Below are 20,873 nucleotides of genomic sequence, written 5' to 3' on the forward strand. Positions count from 1 at the left end.
CATTCTCTTAAGAATTGTGGCATAACTCAAAGTATGTCTCGCAAAGGAAACTGTTATGACAATGCCGTTATTGAAAATTTCTTCGGTATCATGAAATCGGAATTTCTGTATCGAAAAGAATTTGAAAATATAACACATTTCAAACAAGAATTAGCAAAGTATATAGAATACTATAACCATAAAAGAATTAAGGCAAAATTAAAGGGTATGAGCCCAGTACAATACCGGGCTCATACCCTAGAGGCTGCCTAATGAAACGACCTGTCTAACTTTCGGGGGTCACTTCATGTAGAATGGCTTTTCAATTTATTTTAAATCTTCTATTGAGAAAGCACCTGGCAGTAACTGCTCAACAGTCACTTCTTTTTCATCACCTTTTACATTCGTTAATAATACAGGCATTTTCGGATCACAGAATTCAGCAATTACTTGTCTACACGCACCACATGGTGAAATCGGTCCATCAGTTTCTCCTGTAATAACTAAGTAACTAAAATCGCGCTCACCTTCTGATACTGCTTTAAATATTGCTGTTCTTTCTGCACAGTTACATAAACCGTAAGAAGCATTTTCTATATTACAACCAGTATAGATTTTCCCTTCTTTCGTAACTAACGCTGCGCCAACAGGAAATTTAGAATACGGAATATACGCTTTCGATAACATCTTGTTTGCTTCTTCAATATATTTTTTCTTATCCATATTATTTCCCCCTCAAAGTAAATGAAATGATGATTAGTCAGTAATAACTGTATGAACTAATTTAGGAGCCACTGCTGTTTCAGCGATAGAGATGTTCTCATAAATTTTTGCTTTTACATCTTCTACATTTTCACGATTTGCGTAGATTGTTACGAATGGCTCGCCTTCTTTTACTGCATCGCCAACTTTTTTACGTAACATTAATCCTACTGCTAAATCGATTTCATCTTCCTTCGTTGCACGACCTGCACCAAGTAACATAGCTGCAATACCAATCTCATCTGCAACAATGTTAGAAATAACACCTGAAGTTTTTGCAGGTACATCAATTACATACTTCGCCTGTGGCATTTTTTCTGGATTGTCTACAATTGAGCTATCTCCGCCTTGATTGCTTAAGAACTCTTTAAACTTCTCAGTTGCTTTTCCGTTTTTCATCACTTCAATTAGCATTTCACGAGCTTCTTCTAACGTATTTGCTTTTTTCGCAAGTACGACCATTTGGCTACCTAATACAAGTACTAATTCTGTTAAATCTTCTGGACCTTCACCTTTTAACGTATCAATCGCTTCTTTTACTTCTAGAGCGTTACCAATAGCAAAACCAAGCGGTTGTGACATGTCTGAAATAACAGCCATAGTTTGACGTCCTACATTATTTCCGATACGTACCATTGCATGTGCTAATTCTTTTGCATCTTCTTCTGTTTTCATAAATGCACCAGCACCTGTTTTTACATCAAGTACGATTGCGTCAGCACCTGCTGCAATTTTTTTACTCATAATTGAACTTGCAATGAGAGGAATTGAGTTAACCGTTCCTGTTACATCGCGTAATGCATAAATCTTTTTATCTGCAGGTGTTAAGTTTCCTGTTTGTCCAATAACAGCTACTTTGTCACGGTTTACAATATCAATGAACTGCTCTTTCGTAATTTCAACGTGGAATCCTTCTACCGCTTCTAATTTATCAATTGTTCCGCCTGTATGTCCTAAACCACGACCAGACATTTTTGCTACTGGTACATCTAAAGCAGCAACTAATGGTCCTAATACTAATGTTGTAGTATCACCAACACCGCCAGTTGAATGTTTATCTACTTTAATTCCTTCAATTGCTGATAAGTCGATCGTTTCACCAGACTCAACCATCGCCATCGTTAAATCTGCACGTTCGCGATCTGTCATATCTTTAAAGAAGATTGCCATTGCAAGTGCACTCACTTGATAATCAGGAATACTTCCGTCTGTATATCCATTAATAAAGAATTTGATTTCTTCAGTCGTTAATTCTTTGCCGTCACGTTTTTTTGCAATAATATCTACCATTCTCATTACAATCACCATTCCTTTTTATATTATACGAATCTATTAAAATAATAAGCCAACGATTGTTGCTGATAAGAAACTTACTAACGTTGCACCGAATAGTAATTTCAAACCAAATCTTGCCACTACATTCCCCTGCTTTTCATTTAAGCTTTTAACTGCCCCTGCAATAATTCCAATTGAAGAGAAGTTTGCAAATGAAACTAAGAATACAGATATAATCGCTGTCGTTCTATCTGAGAAATTAAAGTTTCCTTGTGCTAAATCTGTCATAGCGACAAATTCATTTGATACTAATTTTGTTGCCATAATATTTCCTGCATTAACTGCTTCATGCCAAGGCACACCCATAATAAATGCAAATGGTGCAAATACATAACCAAGGATTTCTTGGAATGAGATACCAATTACACCTTTAAATACTGCATTGATGAATGCGATAAGAGCAACGAAACCGACTAGCATAGCTGCTACTGTAATGGCAACTTTAAATCCGTCTATAATGTATTCACCTAATACTTCAAAGAAAGTCTTTTTCTCTTCTTCTTGCACTTCTAACATATCTTCTTCCTCAGTAACTTCATACGGGTTAATAATAGAAGCAATGATGAAGCCACCGAATAAGTTAAGCACTAAAGCGGTTACAACATATTGTGGTTTTAATAACACCATATATGATCCAACGATAGACATAGAAACTGTAGACATTGCAGATGCACATAATGTATACATTCTTTTCTCTGGCAATAACCCTAGTTGTTTCTTAACTGAAATAAACACTTCAGATTGTCCTAAAATCGCAGAAGCAACTGCATTATATGATTCTAGTTTCCCCATTCCATTTACTTTACTTAATGCTAAACCGATAGATTTCACAATAATAGGTAATACTTTAATGTGTTGTAATATACCTATTAGTGCCGAGATAAATACGATTGGCATTAATACACTTAAAAAGAACGAAAACTCTTTTTGATTTACTAATCCACCAAATACAAAATTCACACCGTCAGCAGCATATTTTAATAACTCTCCAAAACCATCTGCTATTCCACTAATTAATATATTCCCTACACTTGTATTTAATAATAAAAATCCCAAAATGAATTGTAATATAACCATCGTTATGATTGGGCGATATTTGACTTTTTTTCTATCATTACTAGCAAGCCAAGCGATACCTAAAATCAATACGAGGCCTAAAACACCGATTAAGTATTTCATAAGCCGTCTCCTCCCATTCGTATCCGCTTACATTTTTTTCAATTATTAAAGCAATAGATACACTTTACTTTGTGTATCTATTGCTTTTGACTTCATTAATGATTAGTAGTTATCTGTAGCACCTTTTGCATCATTTAATACGATTGCAACACTAGCACTTGCTCCAACGCGAGAAGCTCCAGCAGCTACCATTTTGTCTGCATCTTCACGTGTACGAACGCCACCAGATGCTTTTACACCAACGTTTGGTCCTACTGTTTTACGCATTAATGCGATATCTTCAGCAGTTGCTCCGCCAGTTGAGAATCCAGTTGAAGTTTTTACGAAGTCAGCACCAGCTTTTACTGATAATTCACAAGCGCGTACTTTCTCTTCATCTGTTAATAGGCAAGTTTCAATGATTACTTTTACAAGAGCTTTTCCTTTTGCTGCTTGTACTACTTCATAAATATCTTTTTCAACAAGTTCGTTGTCGCCATCTTTTAAAGCGCCTACGTTGATTACCATATCAACTTCAGTTGCACCTTTTGCGATAGCATCTTTTGTTTCAAATGCTTTTGTTTCAGTAGTGCTTGCTCCTAATGGGAAACCGATTACAGTACAAACGTCTACATCATGTCCAGCTAGTTCATCAGCCGCTAATTTTACCCATGTTGGGTTAATACAAACAGAAGCGAATTTATATTCCTTTGCTTCTTCAATTACTTTCATAACATCTTCTTTAGTAGTATTAGCTTTTAAAATTGTATGGTCAATTAACTTTGCAATGTTCATTATCTTCACTCCTCATATCTTTTAACAACTTCATTCTAACTCTTAGTTGAACAAATGTAAATACACTTTTGAAATTTTGTTCATTCTTTTTTAAAAGGAATTTTCTTGTAGTAAATAAAGCGCATTCTACCAAAGAACATTTCAGATATATAATCAAAATTTTTATGTTAACAATGGTAGTATGTATCTCCATATCCATAATTATTTTTAAAAAAGCAACTTGTGTTCAAAAAACTCCTATCATTCATACATAACAAAATAAAAGGCGTTCTCAAAATTAACATCTTGAGAACGCCTTTTATTTCTAATCTTTTTGATAATGTAACAATTCTTTTGCTGTATGCTGATCGATAATTAATACATTTGCATACCCGCCACGTAACGCACCATCAATTGCTTTGATTTTTCTATTACCACCTGCAACTAAAATAGAACGTTTCTTTAATTTCAGTTCTTCTAACTCAATTCCAATGGTCCGCTTATTAATTTCTTCACTACTAATATTTCCGTCCCCATCAAAGAATCGTGAACAAATGTCACCGACCGATTGTTTTTTGAGTAAACTCGTTTCACCCTTATCGAAATAACCTAATCGGAATAATAGCGCTTCGTCTCGCACTGTTCCTACAGTGAAAATTGCAATATTCGCTTGCTTCCCCATTTCGATAATATGATGAATATGTCGATCCTGCTCTACTAATTCTTTTGTCACTGCATTATCAAATATAACTGGAAGAGGTAGATTTCTTGGCGTCGTTTGAAAAGCATCTGCAAATAAAGCTATCGTTTCATTCGCATATGTATTTACACTTGAATGACTAATACCACCTTTTAGCTGGACAACCTCTACCCCTTTTACATGTTGCGGTACGATTTTTCTAGCGATTTCATACATAGTCATTCCCCAGCTTACACCAACAATATCACCGTTTTTAACTGTCTTTTCCATATACTCAGCAGCATATTTACTTATATACTCTGTAATCGTTGCATATTCCGGTACTGGAGAAAATACAACATGTGCCTCTAACAAGTTGTATTTTTCTTTCAGTAAATTCCCAACGTTATCTAAATCCGCAAATGGATCAGCGATGCTAATTTGAACAAACCCTTTTTCTTTCGCATACTTTAACAATCTAGAAATTGTTGGTCTTGAAATATTTAATTTGTTAGCAATTTCTTGCTGACTATAATCTGATTGATAATATAATCTTGCAACTTCAACGCTTAATTGTTGTTTATCTTTTTCCATAGTAACTCATTACAAATCCCTTCCTGTATTTCCCTTTCGTTACAAGCATTATACAGCTTTATGCAAAAAAATTCGACTACCGAATTTTATCTATCTGAACTTCTACTACACTTAATATATAATGAAAACTTATTGTGTAGATTTACAAACTCAATATAGATACGCTTGAAACATGTAAATCGATTAACATTTAATTCACATTTTTCTGTAGTAACGATAACAAAGCCGTTCAAGTTGTATATGAGGCTTAGGATATCAAAGACTATTTTTTCTCCTATCTATGGCATTTTCGCCCGTTTTTCTATAAGGGATTAAACTGATGAAGCAATAATTCGATTATCTAGAATACAAATGCTCTACAGACAAAGAATATGGATTATGTATCCATGGAGATACAATCCCAATCTTCATTTTTATAATTGATTAGCCAAAACAAGCCTCTTCGTCTTTCAATAACAATACTTTCATGCATACCTGCAGTTGCTTCTCTCGCATTAATTCTATCATGTACACAAGCCCAATGAAGCCGATAAATAAGGTCAGCCTCGTCCAAAATTTCTTCTGCATTTCGCAATTTTGTTTTTTGATAAAATTCATTAAAAGAACTACAATCAGAAACAAGTTTAATTGCATAATGACAGTCACAGATTTCTCTTGGGAATTTCAGTGTATTCACGAGGCCTATTGACCAAAGCAAAACCCATTGGGCTTCATACTGCCATGCAATCTGTATCGCTTCTTTCTCATCAGGTTCCTCTGAATTTAGAAAATTCCTTTCCTGCATCGTTAATGATTCAACCACATCAAATTGATTCAGCAGCTCCATGACGAACTCTTTGGAAGTTTTCAAATCTCCTTCTTGGGCAACATCACAAGCATATTGTATGACAATCAACAAAGCTACTGCTCTCTTCGTAATCTCTTCTCGGCTTCTTAATTGAATACTTGTCAAAGGAGGCAATTGAGGCAATCCTTCTATATATGGAATCCCTTTATCTTGCAGATAGCTTATCGATTTCTGTTTTCTTTTCTCCCCATCGGTAGAAGTACTATTCTGTCCCCTTATTTTGTTCGTACATGCTTGAGGAGTAAATTCTGAAGGACCAGAGGATCCATCCGGAAATACAATTACTTTTCCATCCTTCCCGATGAGAGTTCGATCAGGAATAAAACCAATACCGTTCACCTCATTAAGTAATTTAAGAAACAGCTCCACGTATTCATCACTATAATCCTTCTTCGTCTCTATAGCGATTATGGTATTAATTACAGAAATCTGTGCCAAAACCATCTTCTTAAGATGTTCTTCTTGAAATTCGATTTGATCGTACATGTGCATCATTCCAGGAATATTATTGAAAAAATAATCAGGAGATGATTCTTCAGAATCCACTCGAATAATAATTTTATTTTTGCCAAATAGTCTTTTCGATTGAATCGTATATTCATTTTTATTGCGTTCAACCTTAAACCCATTTTGAAAAACTTGAGTAATGAAACCTTCTATATCACTTGTATCATTCCTTGATGCAAATATCGTAAAAAATTTCAATTTTCCCCCTCCTCTAATTCTTATATTCTTCTTAGCTATAAACTTAGAAAAACAAAATAACATAAGTTTTTTAACATATGATACATAATTAGTATATTAAAACAGCTTTTTCATTATGGCTTGCTCTTCAACTAAAGTTCGTATTAGTGAAATAATCCAAACAACGTGTAAAAAGCTCCCTTTGCTAAAGTCTATTCAAATACCCCTTATAAACAGAAGTTACTATTTATAAGGGGTATTTACTCAATTTAATTTTATAAAAATTGGATGGAAACAATGCAAGTTCTCACTTATTTAGAATAAGTGAAAAGATGATGTTTTATTTGTTCAATAAAATAATGATGGTGTATATTATCGTTAGATACTCGACTTGCCATAATAGCCCCCTCCATTGAAGAGGCAAGAAAGGAAGCGAGTGATATAACCTCTATATCTTCTTTAAATTCTTGTTTCTCTATTCCTTCTTTTATGAGAGAAGCCATTAACATTACTGTATCATCATAACCTTTTGCTGCTGCTTTTTGTAATTCTGGAAATACTCCAGTACTTTCAATGGCACTATTAAGTAATGGACAGCCTCCAGCAATAGGAGGATTATTAGCTGCATCTTGATATACAAGGAAAATTGCAAGGATTTTATCAATTGCTGTCTTTTTATTTTCCATTGCTTTATGAAAATGACTCCACATAATCTCACCACTTTTGTCGTAGGCAGCAAGGACAATTTCTTCTTTACTTTTGAATCTACGATAAATAGATCCTTTAGGTAGTTCAGTAGCTGTCATTATATCCTGGATGGATGTGCGAGTTATCCCATTAGTATTAAATAAATATAAAGATGTTTCAATAATTTTTTCTTTAACCTTATCAACTTTAGTCATGCTTTGTAATCCTCCTAATGAAAACGATCCTAATATTCTAGGTAATGTTTACCCTCTATTTTCTTAATTTTTTTGTAAGTATAAATAAGTTTGGAACAGAAATATCTTATCAATCCCTATCTTATGGAAACCTCAAAGAATACGGTTTGAAAAGAAGTTAATCAAATTGTATTACCTACATAAATTAAGTGAATCTTCTGTCAAAAAGACATGACCAATTGTTTAGTTCAGTCATATTATACAACTAATTTTATCTAAAATCGTAGAGGTGTAAAAATATATAGTTAATTTTAATGTATAGACATATGATTATTATATATAATTTTTATTAATATGTTTAGCTAAAGTGTTTGAACTACTCCCACTTTCACTTCATTCTATAAAAGATTAACCATTAATGATTACTGGAATTAAATTGTAACAAAGCAACTGAAATATAAATATATTTGCTTTTTTCCATTTTGATTTTGTTAATACTTTATAAAAAGGGTTTAAAAAACTAGAAACTTGTAGTATCATTAGATTTCGATTCGGACCGAACCGTCCGGTTTATAATCTTATATAAATATATTTAGAAGGAGAGCGTTATGCAGAAAGAAAAATCAAAAATTATAGGTAATTTAATTATGGGGGCAATACAGTGAACTTTATAAAAATGAATAAAAAAGAAATCATTATGCTAATAATCTTTACACTGTTTGTACCATTTCAAATTGGCTTGTACATACTATTTGGCATATCACTTTTAGCTAATGTCAATTTAGTTGAATCAGAATTTGTTCTTAGTGCCATCGGTTTTACTGTACCTGCTATTGTAGGAATCATTTGCTTTAGGAAAGAAATTATTGAAAGTTTTACTTATTTTAAAGAGAAGACAATTTTGAAAATAGTAAGTATTCCTATGGTAGTTTTATTTACGTTAATTGTGGAACAGTGTGTTATGTATTTTCTAGCAACTGGTCAACCAGAGAACCAAGAGCAGCTCCTTGAAACGGGTGCAGAGGTACCGCTTGTATTTACATTGCTTGTATTTGGTATTCTGGGTCCAATACTTGAAGAAATTGTGTTTCGCCACATATTAATAAATCGTTTTTCTTACCATATTGGTACTGCTATTGCATCTATCATTTCGATTATGATTTTTACACTTCTTCATACGAACCAACTTTCAGATATTGCTATTTATTTACCTGGATCGTTGATACTTACTGCGGCTTATCTTATTTCTAAAAGATCCATTGCATATGTTATAGCGATACATATGTTAAACAATTGCCTTGCTTTCATTCTGTAAGAAACTAGACTTGTTTCTGATGCCAAAAATATTCTATGTTTCTATCAAGCATTTTTGGCACCAGAACTACTTTTTCTATGACATAAGAAAGCTAATCAAAAATTATAAAATATTAGGAGAGTGTCAGTCATGATTGTAACAACAACTTCTGGAATTCAAGGTAAAGAGATTATTGAGTATATTGATATTGTAAATGGTGAAGCTATTATGGGTGCAAATATTGTCCGCGATGTATTCGCTTCCGTTCGTGATGTTGTCGGTGGCCGTGTTGGTGCTTACGAAAGTAAACTAAAAGACGCTCGTGATATTGCAATGGGCGAAATGAAAGAACTTGCAAAAGAAAAAGGTGCGAACGCTATCGTTGGTATTGACGTAGATTACGAAGTTGTTCGTGATGGAATGTTAATGGTTGCTGTCAGTGGTACAGCTGTACGTATATAAGTAAATAAAAAAACGGTTCCTCTTGGAATTTATACTTTGAGGGGAAATCCTGATTCTGTTGCAGATTTTAAAGAATAAAACGAGAAATAATCAACTTTTTTATTTCTCGTTTTATCTACATATTTATTTTTGGAAAAACAATCTAACTCCAAATACTAATAATACGGCGCCTGTAATACCCTCTATTGTACGGTTCACTCTTTCTTTTCTTAAAAAAGTTCTTAATTGACGTATGAGTGAGATGTAAAGTAAATACCATATTGCTGTCAAAGTCGTAAATGTGACTCCTAATAAAAGAAATTGGAGGAAATGATTTTGATTACTCACAATAAATTGGGGTAAAAAACTAAGGAAAAATACAGCGGTTTTTGGATTTAAAATTGCCGTAGTAAATCCTTGTCTAAAGCTTTTAATTGCCCCAATATCCTTAGAGTCCATTTCTGCTGAACCTGACATATCTTCTTTTTTATGTAAGGCACTTTTAATTGACTTTACAGCTAAATAAATTAAATAAACAGCCCCAGCATATTTTATAAATGTAAATAACATAGCAAATTTCATTAAGATAGCAGAAAGTCCTAACGTAGCCATTATTGTATGAATCATCATTCCAGATATCGTTCCTAAAACAGTCTTTATCCCGCCATTTTTACCATGCGAGATAGTATTTTTTGTAACTAGTGCAAAACCAGGACCAGGCATGATTATGATTAACATTGCTGTAAGGATAAATAATAGATAATTTTCCATGTTGTAGTATTTCCTCTCCAATTTTTAGTTTTGCTTACAGTATAGCTTTTTTCATTAAAACATTACATATAAAAGACTTGATCAGAAATTTATTTAGATTATTCGTATCAATTTGATTAACTATTACCCAATAGCCACATTGATAAAACACATGACAAACTTATATATAATTGCAAGCTCAACTCTCACAAAAAACAGGATGAAAAATAAACAGCAGAACTAGTCCACTGTTTACTTTGCCACACCTTCATGTAATTTTTCTGTATAATCCTTTACATCTTTCCAGCTATCTTTCGCTGTATGTAAATCTTCTTTTATAAACGTAAACTCTTCCGGACTAATTCCTTTTACGTTTTGTAATAAATTATTATACTTTGCACCTACTGTATACCATTGATTTGATATGTTTTGTAGTGCTGTAATTGCTGCATCAATTGTTTCTGTCATGTTTGTTGTTTTATTTTTTACATCAGTCAAAATTACGACTTCTGCTTGTGCTCCTGAAATTCTATCTTTTAAATTGGCGATTTCTCTTTCTGCATTTGCGATATCTTTTTTCGCAACCGCAATCATCGGCCCGCCAGCAAGACATGTTATTAGAGCTACGCAAAGTACGCCACCAGCAATGACCATATCATTACTCTTTTTAATTGAATCGTTATATGTATTTATTTGTTGCTCTAGAGCTGGAATACCAGCATTCGTACTTGCCAATATCGCTGTTAACTGATTTGTATCCTCTTTGAAACTATTTGTATCTTTCGCCATTCTATCGCGAAAAGCTTTCAAATTTCCTAATAATCCATCTACCTCATTTTGATTCTTTACAATATCCGCATACAACTTTTCTAAATCCGCTTTTAATTTTCCACTATCCTTTTGATCAATCGCTATTAACATGTCATTATAATACGATTGAAAAGTATTATTGTAATTTATAATATTTTGATCTGTTTTCATAATTTGAGGCTTCATATTATTTAACCAATATGCTGCATTAATTTTTGCATCTCTTTGATGCTGAATCATATTCCCTTTAAATTCACTATTAATCGAACTTATTTTACTTAAATCCGTCTCTTGTTGATTTTGAATTAATTTTGCATATGAATCCATTGCAAATATACTTGATGTCGTTTGTGCCATTACATCTTGGAATCCTGCTGGTCCAAGAGAATAGTTTTTCACATTTTCTTGTAGCACCTTTACATTTTGTTCTGCTGCAAAAGGATGTAAAGGAAATGCGTTACTCGTTGCCACCCCAGCAATCATTACCGCTAAAAGACATTTTTTATAAAATCGTTTCTGCATATTTTTCACCTATTCTCTTTATAAGGATATCAAAAGCTCCTGCTCACAACTGAACAGGAGCTTCAAATCATTCATCAACACTTAACGCTCTAACGATTCGTATTCAATTATGCTTTTTTCGTGTCTACTACTTTAATATCTTCAGCATAAATCTTTTCTGCATAGTCTTTAATGTTTTTCCAGCTATCTTTCGCAATGTTTAAATCTTCTTTAATGAAAACAAGATCGTTTGGACTAATTGAATCCACATTTTGAAGTAAAGAATTGTATTTCGATCCCATTGTATACCATTGGTTTGAAATGTTTTGCAACGCTGTAATTGCAGTATCAATCGTATTTGTTAAATACTCAGTTTGTGTTTTAATGTTCGTTAACCCAGCTACTTCTAATTGAGCAGTTGTAATTTGTCCAGTTATTTTTTGAATTTCAGCTTGTGCATTGTCAAGTTCTTTCTTCGCTAATACGATACCAGCTGTACCACCGCCTACAGCTGCTGCACCACCTGCAATTAATGCGACTCCTAGCGGTGTTCCTGCGCCCGTAGCAATAACTACTGCACCACCAATAATTGCAATTGGTCCTAGAGCTGTCGCAACAGATGAACCGATAATAATTGCATTATATTTACTAATTGCCTCATTGTACGTTGTAATTTGATTTTGTAGAAGCGGAATTCCTGCATCTTGACTAGCTAATATAGATGTAATTTGATTTGCATCACCCTTGAAGTTTTGCGTATCCGACGTCATTTTATTTCGGAATTTTTTCAAGTCTTCTACTAACTGATCCACTTGCGCTTTATTTTCATTAATACTACTTGATAATCTAGTTAGGCCTTTCGTAAGAGTCGCTTTATCTTTTGCATCTACCGCAGCAACTAAAGTATCATAATAGTTTTGGAATTTCGTATTGTAGTTAATGATGTTTTGATTCGTTGAAATAAGCTGTGGCTTTAATACATCTAACCATTGCTTCGCATTTCCTCTAGCTGTATCTTGGTGCTGAATCACTTTTCCTTTTAAAGCTGCATCAACAGTCGATACATTTCCAAAGTTAACATTACCTTGTTTAATAATTGTTAAAGCATACAGATCCATTACTAAAGCATTTGAACCTGTTCTTTCCATTGCATCTTTCAAGCCTTCTGGTCCTAATGAATATTCTTCATAGTCATTATAAGCTTTTGCTACCGCATGAACTGGAGCTTGTTTCACTGTACTTTCAGCTGCATACGTATGAGCCGGCATAATATTTCCTGCTGCAAATACTGCCATCAGTGCTGATAGAGCCATTACTTTATATGGTTTTTTTGTCATTTTTTCTTCTCTCCCTATATCGCTAATTATTTTTCTATTTAATGTACTTCAACGTTTGTAACGTAATCTTCAAATTGATTTGTTTGCTTATTCATTTCATCACTTACTTTTTTAATTTGATTAAAATGTTTTTGAAGTAAACTACTGTCTGTATACGTGCCTTCTTCAACATTTGTTTGAATTTGGATCATATTATTATTTAAAACTTTCCAATCCGTTAATAACGTTTCTAAAGTTGTAATTTGACGATCAATTAATTCTGTAAAGCTATTTACTTGATCTTCAACGAATGTAATTTGAGTCGCTTCTGCTTCAGTTTGTGATAACTTTTGAATAAGTGGCAATAACTCTTTTTGCTTTTGTTGAATGCGAAGAGCTGCTTCCCTCGTTTGACTATCTGCAGCATTTACAATTTCATTACTTAAAGTACCGATAGAAACAAAATCGATTGTTTTCGTTTGTGCAGTTTGATTTGTGATTGTAAATACTTGTTTACCGATATTAATAGAACCTTTAATGATTTCTTGAGGTCTATTCAAAATAGTAGTTAGTTCAGCTTGAATTTCCCCTTGAATTCTTTTAATATCTTCTCTTAATTTCACAATATCTCCACTTGATCCTTGCAGTGTTTTTATTGCTTCATCGGCTTTAATTGATAAGTTGTTACTATCTTTGTCTAATACTGTTTTAAATCGATTTAACTCTAATAAATCTTGCTCCATACTCTCTTGGATGCTCTGTACTTGCAATTGTAATTTTCCATATGCACTCATAAAATCTGTTTTTGCTTGCTGATCTTCATTTACATTTCCTGCTAGTTCATAGAGCTTACTATAATAACTATTGAATCTAGTGCTGTATCTCATCATCTCTTGATTTAAGTCAATTAGCTTCGGATTATATTCATCAATCCACTCTCGTACATTCGCCTTTGCAAACTTTTGATGATTCGTTAAGCTACTCATCGCATTTACCTTAATGTCTGGCTGTTGCAAAATAATTAATCCGTATGCTTGAATAAGCGGTGATTGTGATCCTAACATTCTAATTGAATTGGATAATGTATTTGGAGCAATTACATTTTGCGCATATACTGTTTTCACTTCCGTTTGCCCCTCCTTAGCGTAAGCGCTTACAGGAATGAAGCAACTCGTAGATACCGCTGTAACCAATAACCCTGTAATTAAAGTCTTTTTCACTTTAACTCCTCCTATGTATTAGCAACTATTACTATCGCATTTTATTATTCTATTTTCTTGCCCATAATTTGAGATGGTTAAAATAGAGAACGTTCTCAACGTGATCTATGTATGAACCACCTCTCTCGTATTGCTACAGTACTTACTTATCGTCACAAAACATTTTATTATTTTTCATATGTGTTTAGTATGAATAATATTGTATAAATTTTCTATTTCATCGAAATTCCCACATTCACACAGTGAATATATTACATAAAAATATTATTCATTTTAAACTAAACAACATACGTAAATATGAAATTTCATTTTGTTTTCATATAAGTTTTGTACTGTAAGGTCATTTAAACACAGCTGTTTATATATCGTAAAGAAGTATTTTCATTCCCTTTATTTTCAAGCTTTCATGTCCTTATTTCAAAATATAATCCGATTCACTTTATCGATTGAAATATCTATATATCACAACAGAAAACACTACTTTCAAATAACTAATGAAGTTATATTAGTATAGTTTTTAACCCCGTATGCAATTATGCATAGCATATACACAAAAAGGATAGCTTCATTTTCGCGAAGCTATCCTTAAAAAATTTTCTTATTTTTTCAAATGATATGGAACTGTCGTAATAACAACATTTCTTTTATAAAGTAAATACGCACGTATAAGTAAACTGGATTGATTATGAAGAATGTTATGCCAACCTTTTTTCGGAATGAACTGTGGTATAACGACCGTAACACGGTAATTCGATTCACTTGCCTTATATTGCACTGTATCGATAAACTTCGTTAGCGGCTGAATAATACTTCTATAATGAGAATGTAATGTAACAAGCCTTACTTCAGGTTGCCACTTCTTCCATTTCTCCTCAAATTTCTTTTCCTCTTCTCTGTCAAAAGCAACATATACTGCGATAACTTGATCTGCCGAAAGCGATTTCGCATAGTTCAATGAATTTTCTACTACATGCGTCATACCTGCTACAGGAACGACAATTACATTCCCCTCAATTGGAATAAGAGGCTCGCAAGTTTTTAAACTTAATTGATCACCCACTGCATCATAATGCTTCTTAATTCGATGGAATAAGAAGATAATAACTGGTAAGAAAATAAGAATCGACCAAACTTGTGCAAATTTAGTTAAAAAGAACATGCTCATTACGATAAAACTAATAACTGCACCAATTAAATTAACCGTTAATCTTAAAGCCCATCCTTCAGGCTTTTCGCGAAGCCATTTTAATACCATCCCTGTTTGAGAAAGTGTAAATGGAATAAATACACCTACTGCATATAGTGGAATTAAATGTTCTGTTTGTCCTTGGAAAGCTACAATTAAAATAATCGAAGCAACTCCAAGTATAATAATACCGTTTGAGTAACCTAGGCGGTCTCCTCTAATCGTAAACATTCTCGGTATGAATTTATCTTTTGCAAGGTTAACCGCTAATAAAGGAAATGCAGAATAACCTGTATTAGCAGCAAGAATTAATATTAAAGCTGTTGTACCTTGTATGAAATAGTACATGAAATTACGTCCAAATGTTTGTTCAGCAATTTGAGAAACAACTGTTACTTCTTTACTCGGAGTCACTCCGTAATAATAAGCTAAAAATACAATTCCTGAAAATAACACAGCAAGTAATGCACCCATTGCAAGCAATGTTTTTGCAGCATTGTTTGGCGCAGGATCTTTAAAGTTCGGAATTGCATTTGAAATTGCTTCAACACCTGTTAAAGCAGAACTACCTGATGCAAATGCTCTTAGTAATAAAAATAAACTAATCCCTGCAACTGGTGTACCAATTGGCGCATGTAAAGTGGGTGAAACATGACCAGTTAAAATATTATATATGCCCACACCAATTAATATAAATAGTGCTAAAACGAATAAATAAACAGGATATGCTAAAACGGAAGCTGATTCCGTTACTCCCCTTAAATTTAATATCGTAATTAATATAACAAATATAACCGCAATAATTACGTTGTGTGCATGTAAGCTAGGAAACGCAGACGTAATTGCATCTGTACCAGCGGACACACTTACCGCAACAGTTAAAATATAGTCAACTAATAAAGATCCTCCAGCAATTAAGCCTGGATTCATCCCTAAATTTTCTTTTGATACAACATACGCTCCCCCGCCATGCGGATAAGCAAAAATAATTTGACGATAAGATAAAATAAGGGCTGTCAATAATACTAATACCCCAACAGCGATCGGAATGGAATACCAATAAGCGATCGCTCCAACACCTGCTAAAGCAATTAAAATTTGCTCTGGACCGTAAGCAACTGATGACAATGCGTCAGAAGATAAAATAGCTAAAGCTTTCGTTTTATTAAGCTTTTGTTCTCCAAGCTCCGTTGATTTTAACGGTCTTCCAATTAAAAATCTTTTAATAGATGAAACCAATGCTGTCCACTCTCCAATAATTTTGTACGAACTTTTCTGCTTGTTGCAGCCAGTAAACTATTTACTCAGAAAACAAAAAATGTCTACAAGCCATAGCGAAATAGACTTGTAGACATTATTTTTTTTGTCGCACAAGCTCCACCTTCCTTCTCAATATAACGCTTACGAGGTTAGCTGTCGGATTCGGGCCTATGAGTAGCCCTACCTTTTTTAAGGATTCACCCCATCGGATTATGTACTAATCCGTAAAAACGGGTCCCCCGTACCATGCGGTTTCAGCGATTTAGAAAATTGAAACTGTGGATTATAATACTCCTTTATTTTCAAAAAGTAAACAAAAATTTTTAATAAGAAAAAAATTAAAATGATTGTGCATAATCCACTGAGAAATATACATAATGAATACTAAAAAATCCGCAAAGGAGACCCCTATGTCTAAAGAAAAGAAGCCTATTTTTTCCGATTCATATTTAGATGCAGTAGCAAATGAAATTAATCAGTTATATGGTAAACGTGAACAGGAAATAAATTTGACAGATAGAACGAAAAGAAATAAATAATTTGTCATACAAAAAAATAAAAAAGATAGCAATACACTTATATATTGCTATCTTTTTTATTTTTTCATACATCTAATTCTATTACAGATCTGTTAAAGGTCATCTCTTCATACACCTTTAAATTTTGATATATAGTGCCTAATAATGGTGCCGCTATAGAAAATTGCTCTGCTACATCCAGTAAATATCCTTGCAAGTGCTTCCCTTCAATAAACGAACCCTTCTCCATATCACGTTGCATCGATGACTTCATATCATACGAAATTTTATCAATTGTTTTCATATGTTCCTGGGCAATATTAACCTTTATTGGAGCTCCTAATACTTTCATAATTTGTACAGATTCCTCAAATACATTACGGATAAAATCACGGCCGCCTTCACTTTCACGAATTGGTCCAATTGGTGCACGCATTAACGTTGTCACACCGGACATTACAGTAATAAATAAATATTTATGCCACATATCTTGCGTAATATTTTCACTTAAAACAAAACTAGATTTCGTACCTGCAAATGCTTTAGAAATATGCTTTACTCTCTCTGAATTTTGAGACTTAATTTCTCCAAACACAAGTCTGTTGGCAGCGCTAGTTTGTACAATTTCTCCTTGATCGTTTAACGTCGTCTCGATAAAGCATAAACCGCCAAGTACTTTTTCTTCGCCGAATTCTTTTTGTAATAGTGATAAATGAGCGATACCATTTAACAATGGAATGATTACAGTACCTTCGCCAACAAACGGCTTCAAATCTTGAATTGCCTCGTTTAAGTGATACGCTTTTGTTGAAAATAAAATGACATCAAATGGAGAAGTTCTCTCTTCCTTCGTTATTAATTTCGGTTGAAAGGAAAAATCCCCGTTAACACTTCGGATTACAAGTCCTCTTTCCTCTAATTGTTTTTTCCGTTTACTACGAACAAGAAATGTAACATCTTCTCCCTTTTCGACTAATCTGCCACCAAAAAATCCTCCGACTCCACCAGCGCCTAATACTAAAATCCGCATACAGCATCCCCCTTTTCAAAATACAATTTTATAACTTTTAGTATACATAACATTATACATGTCCTCTGCTAAATAAGCTGAATTTTCACTCTCAATCGAGTATAAAACAGTGGTTATTTTCAAATAAATTTGGGCATGTTGTTTCTATAGCATATATGGAAAGGAAACAATGTAGATGGAGGCAATACAAGCAATTGAGGAAAAAGATGTAGCAACAGCTATATTTCAATTTATATTCCCGTTTTCGTTTAAAGCTGGATATGAACAAAATATGTTCCCTTTCTTACAAAAAAACGATTTCCGTCCTTTTCGGCTCGATCATCTCTATGATGAAAATACATATTATGGGGAGTTTAAAGTTTCACATCAAAATATGGAAGCATACTATCTTTCATTTACAAATAAAATTCTCTTTCCTCACTCAGAGCATCAAAAGGGCTTGCAACGTTATTCAAAGGACCTTAACTTAACTGGACATTTAACAACAAACCTTATTTCAATCCCATTCAAGATACACTCTATTGATGTAACACTTTGTCCTTATGAACTTGGCTTCTTAACAATTCGAACAGAAGTAAACACTGCTCCAAACATGACTTTATCTGAAGCAATCGAATTCGCTGCTCGCTTCCGTGTACTTGAAACTAAAAATGATACAAATGAGACTATTTGTATTGAATGTAACGGAAAAAAGTATTCCCAAGTTGAAAAATTCATTTTTGGTTATTTATTTCATGGCGTAACTGATTTCTTTGAAAAAAAGAGATTAAGAAGTTCATACTTTCAAACCTTCCCTTTCTTCGAAGACCAAAGAATGTACGTCCAAACTTTATTGTCACTAAAAGAAGGTATGGAACTTAATGAAGTGGATGTTTATCGTACTTCTAGTCTTTCCGGATTAACAAGTGATGGTAAGCCATATGTGAGTGCAAATAACCTTCCTTACATTCATGACTATTTAAAAAAACACGCTTACCAGAGATGGGCTCCAAATCGTTATTTCATAATGGAAGAACATATTTTTACATGTGTAACAAATGAAGGAGAACGCGAAATCGCTAAACTTGCTAGTCAAATGTACGGAGAATTTTATTACGCTTTATTATTAAACCTATTCCATAAAATTGTTTTATTAAAAATGGCAAACGCCTATGCTGAGCTAAACATTGAACAAGATACTAATGAAATAGAGAAATTAATTTATTCGATCAATTCGTTCACTGCTAATTATTTTTCTTTAGAATTAGTATCCCAATCACAAAGTGAAGATATTTTCTTCCGCTTAAGAAAACTTTTTAATATTGAGGTTCTATACTCGAACGCGAAACAAAATCTTGATAGTTTGTTTAAATATCAAGAAAATGTCGCCTCTAAAAAAGATAGCCTTTTATTATTAATTTTAACGCTCTACTCTGTAGTGGGCCAAATGTTAGGGTTTACTATGATTGACCTTTTAAGAAACACCGATTCAAACAAAATATCGTCACCTCTTGAATTTTTCGCTCTATTAATCGCGATTAGCGGCATTGTCATTTCACTTATTTTAGGAGCCCAAAGTTTATACCAATGGGGTTTACAGCATAAACGAAGAAAAGCTTGGGTAAAACAAACTGTACTTTCTGCCGTTAAAGAGAAAGAAGATAAAAATTAAAGAAAGTTATTTTCAAATTCTTGGTGCGCTGCAGTAAGTGAAATTTTTATCAGCGATTTTCCGATTATATCGGCGCAACTCGAAATATATCAGCGATTTTTTTTATATATCGACTTACCGACAAAAACCGACAAATGACAGAACCGTATAATAAAAAAAGGGTGCTCCAAAATTAAACTTGGAGTACCCCTTTTACTATAAGAATTCAGTTTACTTCCCTGCTTCGATTTGCTCTAATGCAGCAGCTACTTGCTCTTCCGTTAATTCATGTTGTATTACGTAGCGGTTACGTGGACTTACACGACATTCATGAGAACATGCACGTAAATATTTCGCTTCGTTTTCTTCAGAACATAAAATTTTCTTATTACATTCTGGATTTGAACAGTTTACATAGCGCTCACAAGGTTCACCTGTAAAGTGGTCTTTACCAACGATAACATGTTCTTTTTGGTTTACTGGTACAGCGATACGCTCATCGAACACGTAACATTGTCCATCCCAAAGCTCACCTTGTACTTCTGGGTCTTTTCCGTACGTTACAATTCCGCCGTGAAGCTGACTTACATCTTCATAGCCTTCACGAACTAACCAACCAGAAAACTTCTCACAACGAATTCCGCCTGTACAATAAGTTAAAATCTTTTTACCTTCAAGTACTTCTTTGTTTTCACGAATCCAATCTGGTAATTCACGGAAGGATTCGATATCAGGTTTAATCGCACCTTTGAAGTGACCTAAATCAAATTCATAATCATTTCGTGCATCAATGATAACTGTATCTTCTTGTTTCATTGCTTCATAAAAATCTTTTGGCTCTAAATACTTCCCAGTTATTTCGTGTGGGTTAATGTCATCTTCTAGACGAAGTGTAACTAACTCTGGACGAGGACGCACGTGCATTTTCTTGAATGCATGACCATCAGCTTCATCTATTTTAAATACGATGCCATCAAAACGTGGATCATTGTTCATTGCTTCCATGTATTTCTCTGTTTGTTCTACAGTTCCAGAACAAGTTCCGTTAATACCTTCTTTTGCTACAAGAATTCTTCCTTTTAATTCAAGTGAATTACAAAATGCTAAATGCTCTGCCGCGAATTCTTCTGGGTTTTCAATTGTTGTGTACATGTAATATAGTAATACTCTGTATGGTTTTGTAGTTGCCAATGTATTTCTACCACCTATCTAATTTTTAAAATC

At 33.5% G+C, this 20,873-nt stretch carries 19 protein-coding genes and 1 riboswitch; of the genes, 5 read left to right on the forward strand and 14 right to left on the reverse strand.

The window, feature by feature from the left end; genetic code table 11:
• Positions 1 to 252: IS3 family transposase (locus D1166_RS22775; RefSeq protein WP_165851669.1), on the forward strand; the 252-nt coding region annotated here is incomplete at its 5' end.
• Positions 253 to 306: 54 nt separating this feature from the next.
• On the opposite strand, the gene D1166_RS22780 is transcribed toward D1166_RS22775, so the two are convergent.
• The 7 genes from D1166_RS22780 to D1166_RS22815 all read right to left on the reverse strand — a co-directional run bounded on the left by D1166_RS22780 (position 307) and on the right by D1166_RS22815 (position 7,714).
• Entirely contained in the window at positions 307 to 702 is a 396-nt protein-coding gene (locus D1166_RS22780) for a cytidine deaminase (RefSeq protein WP_000358532.1), read from the reverse strand.
• Between the two features lie 33 nt (positions 703 to 735).
• Complete coding sequence (locus tag D1166_RS22785) at positions 736 to 2,037, reverse strand: pyrimidine-nucleoside phosphorylase (RefSeq protein ID WP_001983022.1); 1,302 nt, start codon at positions 2,035 to 2,037, stop codon at positions 736 to 738.
• A gap of 36 nt (positions 2,038 to 2,073) precedes the next feature.
• A complete protein-coding gene (locus D1166_RS22790; protein ID WP_000876192.1) occupies positions 2,074 to 3,255 on the reverse strand; it encodes a NupC/NupG family nucleoside CNT transporter in 1,182 nt (393 codons plus the stop codon).
• Positions 3,256 to 3,357: 102 nt separating this feature from the next.
• Positions 3,358 to 4,029 (reverse strand): deoxyribose-phosphate aldolase, encoded by a 672-nt coding sequence (gene deoC, locus D1166_RS22795; RefSeq protein WP_001017441.1) that lies wholly within the window; start codon positions 4,027 to 4,029, stop codon positions 3,358 to 3,360.
• Between the two features lie 304 nt (positions 4,030 to 4,333).
• Positions 4,334 to 5,281, reverse strand: coding sequence for a sugar-binding transcriptional regulator (locus D1166_RS22805; protein ID WP_000409785.1), 948 nt, complete (start codon positions 5,279 to 5,281; stop codon positions 4,334 to 4,336).
• Between the two features lie 376 nt (positions 5,282 to 5,657).
• Positions 5,658 to 6,833 carry a DUF4272 domain-containing protein gene (locus tag D1166_RS22810; protein WP_000668091.1) on the reverse strand — a complete coding sequence of 392 codons (1,176 nt, stop codon included), beginning with the start codon at positions 6,831 to 6,833 and terminating at the stop codon, positions 5,658 to 5,660.
• A 290-nt stretch (positions 6,834 to 7,123) separates the two neighbouring features.
• Positions 7,124 to 7,714, reverse strand: a complete 591-nt coding sequence (locus D1166_RS22815; RefSeq protein ID WP_000169648.1) for a TetR/AcrR family transcriptional regulator — start codon at positions 7,712 to 7,714, stop codon at positions 7,124 to 7,126.
• A gap of 640 nt (positions 7,715 to 8,354) precedes the next feature.
• Here D1166_RS22815 and D1166_RS22820 point away from each other — a divergent pair.
• Positions 8,355 to 9,008: a CPBP family intramembrane glutamic endopeptidase gene (locus tag D1166_RS22820; protein ID WP_001009300.1), complete on the forward strand. Its 654-nt coding sequence runs from the start codon at positions 8,355 to 8,357 to the stop codon at positions 9,006 to 9,008.
• A gap of 129 nt (positions 9,009 to 9,137) precedes the next feature.
• Complete coding sequence (locus tag D1166_RS22825; protein WP_000637518.1) at positions 9,138 to 9,449, forward strand: heavy metal-binding domain-containing protein; 312 nt, start codon at positions 9,138 to 9,140, stop codon at positions 9,447 to 9,449.
• Between the two features lie 123 nt (positions 9,450 to 9,572).
• On the opposite strand, the gene D1166_RS22830 is transcribed toward D1166_RS22825, so the two are convergent.
• The 5 genes from D1166_RS22830 to D1166_RS22850 form a co-directional block, all read right to left on the reverse strand.
• Entirely contained in the window at positions 9,573 to 10,199 is a 627-nt protein-coding gene (locus tag D1166_RS22830) for a LysE family translocator (protein ID WP_000432987.1), read from the reverse strand.
• Between the two features lie 231 nt (positions 10,200 to 10,430).
• Positions 10,431 to 11,510: a non-hemolytic enterotoxin NHE subunit C gene (gene nheC / locus D1166_RS22835; protein WP_001171982.1), complete on the reverse strand. Its 1,080-nt coding sequence runs from the start codon at positions 11,508 to 11,510 to the stop codon at positions 10,431 to 10,433.
• Positions 11,511 to 11,617: 107 nt separating this feature from the next.
• Positions 11,618 to 12,826, reverse strand: a complete 1,209-nt coding sequence (gene nheB, locus D1166_RS22840; protein WP_000162975.1) for a non-hemolytic enterotoxin NHE subunit B — start codon at positions 12,824 to 12,826, stop codon at positions 11,618 to 11,620.
• A gap of 38 nt (positions 12,827 to 12,864) precedes the next feature.
• Positions 12,865 to 14,025, reverse strand: a complete 1,161-nt coding sequence (gene nheA, locus D1166_RS22845) for a non-hemolytic enterotoxin NHE subunit A (RefSeq protein WP_000751833.1) — start codon at positions 14,023 to 14,025, stop codon at positions 12,865 to 12,867.
• A 598-nt stretch (positions 14,026 to 14,623) separates the two neighbouring features.
• Positions 14,624 to 16,450 (reverse strand): APC family permease, encoded by a 1,827-nt coding sequence (locus D1166_RS22850; RefSeq protein WP_000254887.1) that lies wholly within the window; start codon positions 16,448 to 16,450, stop codon positions 14,624 to 14,626.
• Positions 16,451 to 16,594: 144 nt separating this feature from the next.
• Positions 16,595 to 16,741, reverse strand: a riboswitch (cyclic di-AMP (ydaO/yuaA leader).
• A gap of 140 nt (positions 16,742 to 16,881) precedes the next feature.
• On the opposite strand from D1166_RS22850, the gene D1166_RS31895 reads away from it, so the two are divergent.
• On the forward strand, positions 16,882 to 17,010 hold the full coding sequence (locus D1166_RS31895) for a hypothetical protein (protein WP_000031873.1): 129 nt from the start codon (positions 16,882 to 16,884) through the stop codon (positions 17,008 to 17,010).
• A gap of 64 nt (positions 17,011 to 17,074) precedes the next feature.
• Here the strand turns inward: D1166_RS31895 and panE are convergent, their stop codons facing one another.
• Positions 17,075 to 18,019, reverse strand: coding sequence for a 2-dehydropantoate 2-reductase (gene panE / locus D1166_RS22855; RefSeq protein ID WP_001221896.1), 945 nt, complete (start codon positions 18,017 to 18,019; stop codon positions 17,075 to 17,077).
• 175 nt (positions 18,020 to 18,194) lie between these two features.
• On the opposite strand from panE, the gene D1166_RS22860 reads away from it, so the two are divergent.
• The gene (locus D1166_RS22860; protein WP_074626210.1) at positions 18,195 to 19,670 is read left to right on the forward strand and encodes a hypothetical protein; all 1,476 of its coding nucleotides are present in this window, start codon (positions 18,195 to 18,197) and stop codon (positions 19,668 to 19,670) included.
• A gap of 210 nt (positions 19,671 to 19,880) precedes the next feature.
• Here the strand turns inward: D1166_RS22860 and trhO are convergent, their stop codons facing one another.
• A complete protein-coding gene (gene trhO / locus D1166_RS22865; RefSeq protein WP_000246214.1) occupies positions 19,881 to 20,840 on the reverse strand; it encodes an oxygen-dependent tRNA uridine(34) hydroxylase TrhO in 960 nt (319 codons plus the stop codon).
• Positions 20,841 to 20,873 lie beyond the last annotated feature (33 nt).

This window comes from Bacillus sp. ISO11, from assembly GCF_003458115.1.
Taxonomy (GTDB): domain Bacteria; phylum Bacillota; class Bacilli; order Bacillales; family Bacillaceae_G; genus Bacillus_A; species Bacillus_A cereus.

What these genes read in the sequence shown, in the direction of transcription:
- D1166_RS22830 (WP_000432987.1), bottom strand. Translation starts at nt 10,199, where the DNA reads ATGGAAAATTATCTATTATTTATCCTTACAGCAATGTTAATCATAATC.
- D1166_RS22785 (WP_001983022.1), bottom strand. Translation starts at nt 2,037, where the DNA reads ATGAGAATGGTAGATATTATTGCAAAAAAACGTGACGGCAAAGAATTA.
- deoC (WP_001017441.1), bottom strand. Translation starts at nt 4,029, where the DNA reads ATGAACATTGCAAAGTTAATTGACCATACAATTTTAAAAGCTAATACT.
- D1166_RS31895 (WP_000031873.1), top strand. Translation starts at nt 16,882, where the DNA reads ATGTCTAAAGAAAAGAAGCCTATTTTTTCCGATTCATATTTAGATGCA.
- D1166_RS22780 (WP_000358532.1), bottom strand. Translation starts at nt 702, where the DNA reads ATGGATAAGAAAAAATATATTGAAGAAGCAAACAAGATGTTATCGAAA.
- D1166_RS22815 (WP_000169648.1), bottom strand. Translation starts at nt 7,714, where the DNA reads ATGACTAAAGTTGATAAGGTTAAAGAAAAAATTATTGAAACATCTTTA.
- D1166_RS22860 (WP_074626210.1), top strand. Translation starts at nt 18,195, where the DNA reads ATGGAGGCAATACAAGCAATTGAGGAAAAAGATGTAGCAACAGCTATA.
- D1166_RS22790 (WP_000876192.1), bottom strand. Translation starts at nt 3,255, where the DNA reads ATGAAATACTTAATCGGTGTTTTAGGCCTCGTATTGATTTTAGGTATC.
- nheB (WP_000162975.1), bottom strand. Translation starts at nt 12,826, where the DNA reads ATGACAAAAAAACCATATAAAGTAATGGCTCTATCAGCACTGATGGCA.
- nheC (WP_001171982.1), bottom strand. Translation starts at nt 11,510, where the DNA reads ATGCAGAAACGATTTTATAAAAAATGTCTTTTAGCGGTAATGATTGCT.
- D1166_RS22825 (WP_000637518.1), top strand. Translation starts at nt 9,138, where the DNA reads ATGATTGTAACAACAACTTCTGGAATTCAAGGTAAAGAGATTATTGAG.
- D1166_RS22805 (WP_000409785.1), bottom strand. Translation starts at nt 5,281, where the DNA reads ATGGAAAAAGATAAACAACAATTAAGCGTTGAAGTTGCAAGATTATAT.
- panE (WP_001221896.1), bottom strand. Translation starts at nt 18,019, where the DNA reads ATGCGGATTTTAGTATTAGGCGCTGGTGGAGTCGGAGGATTTTTTGGT.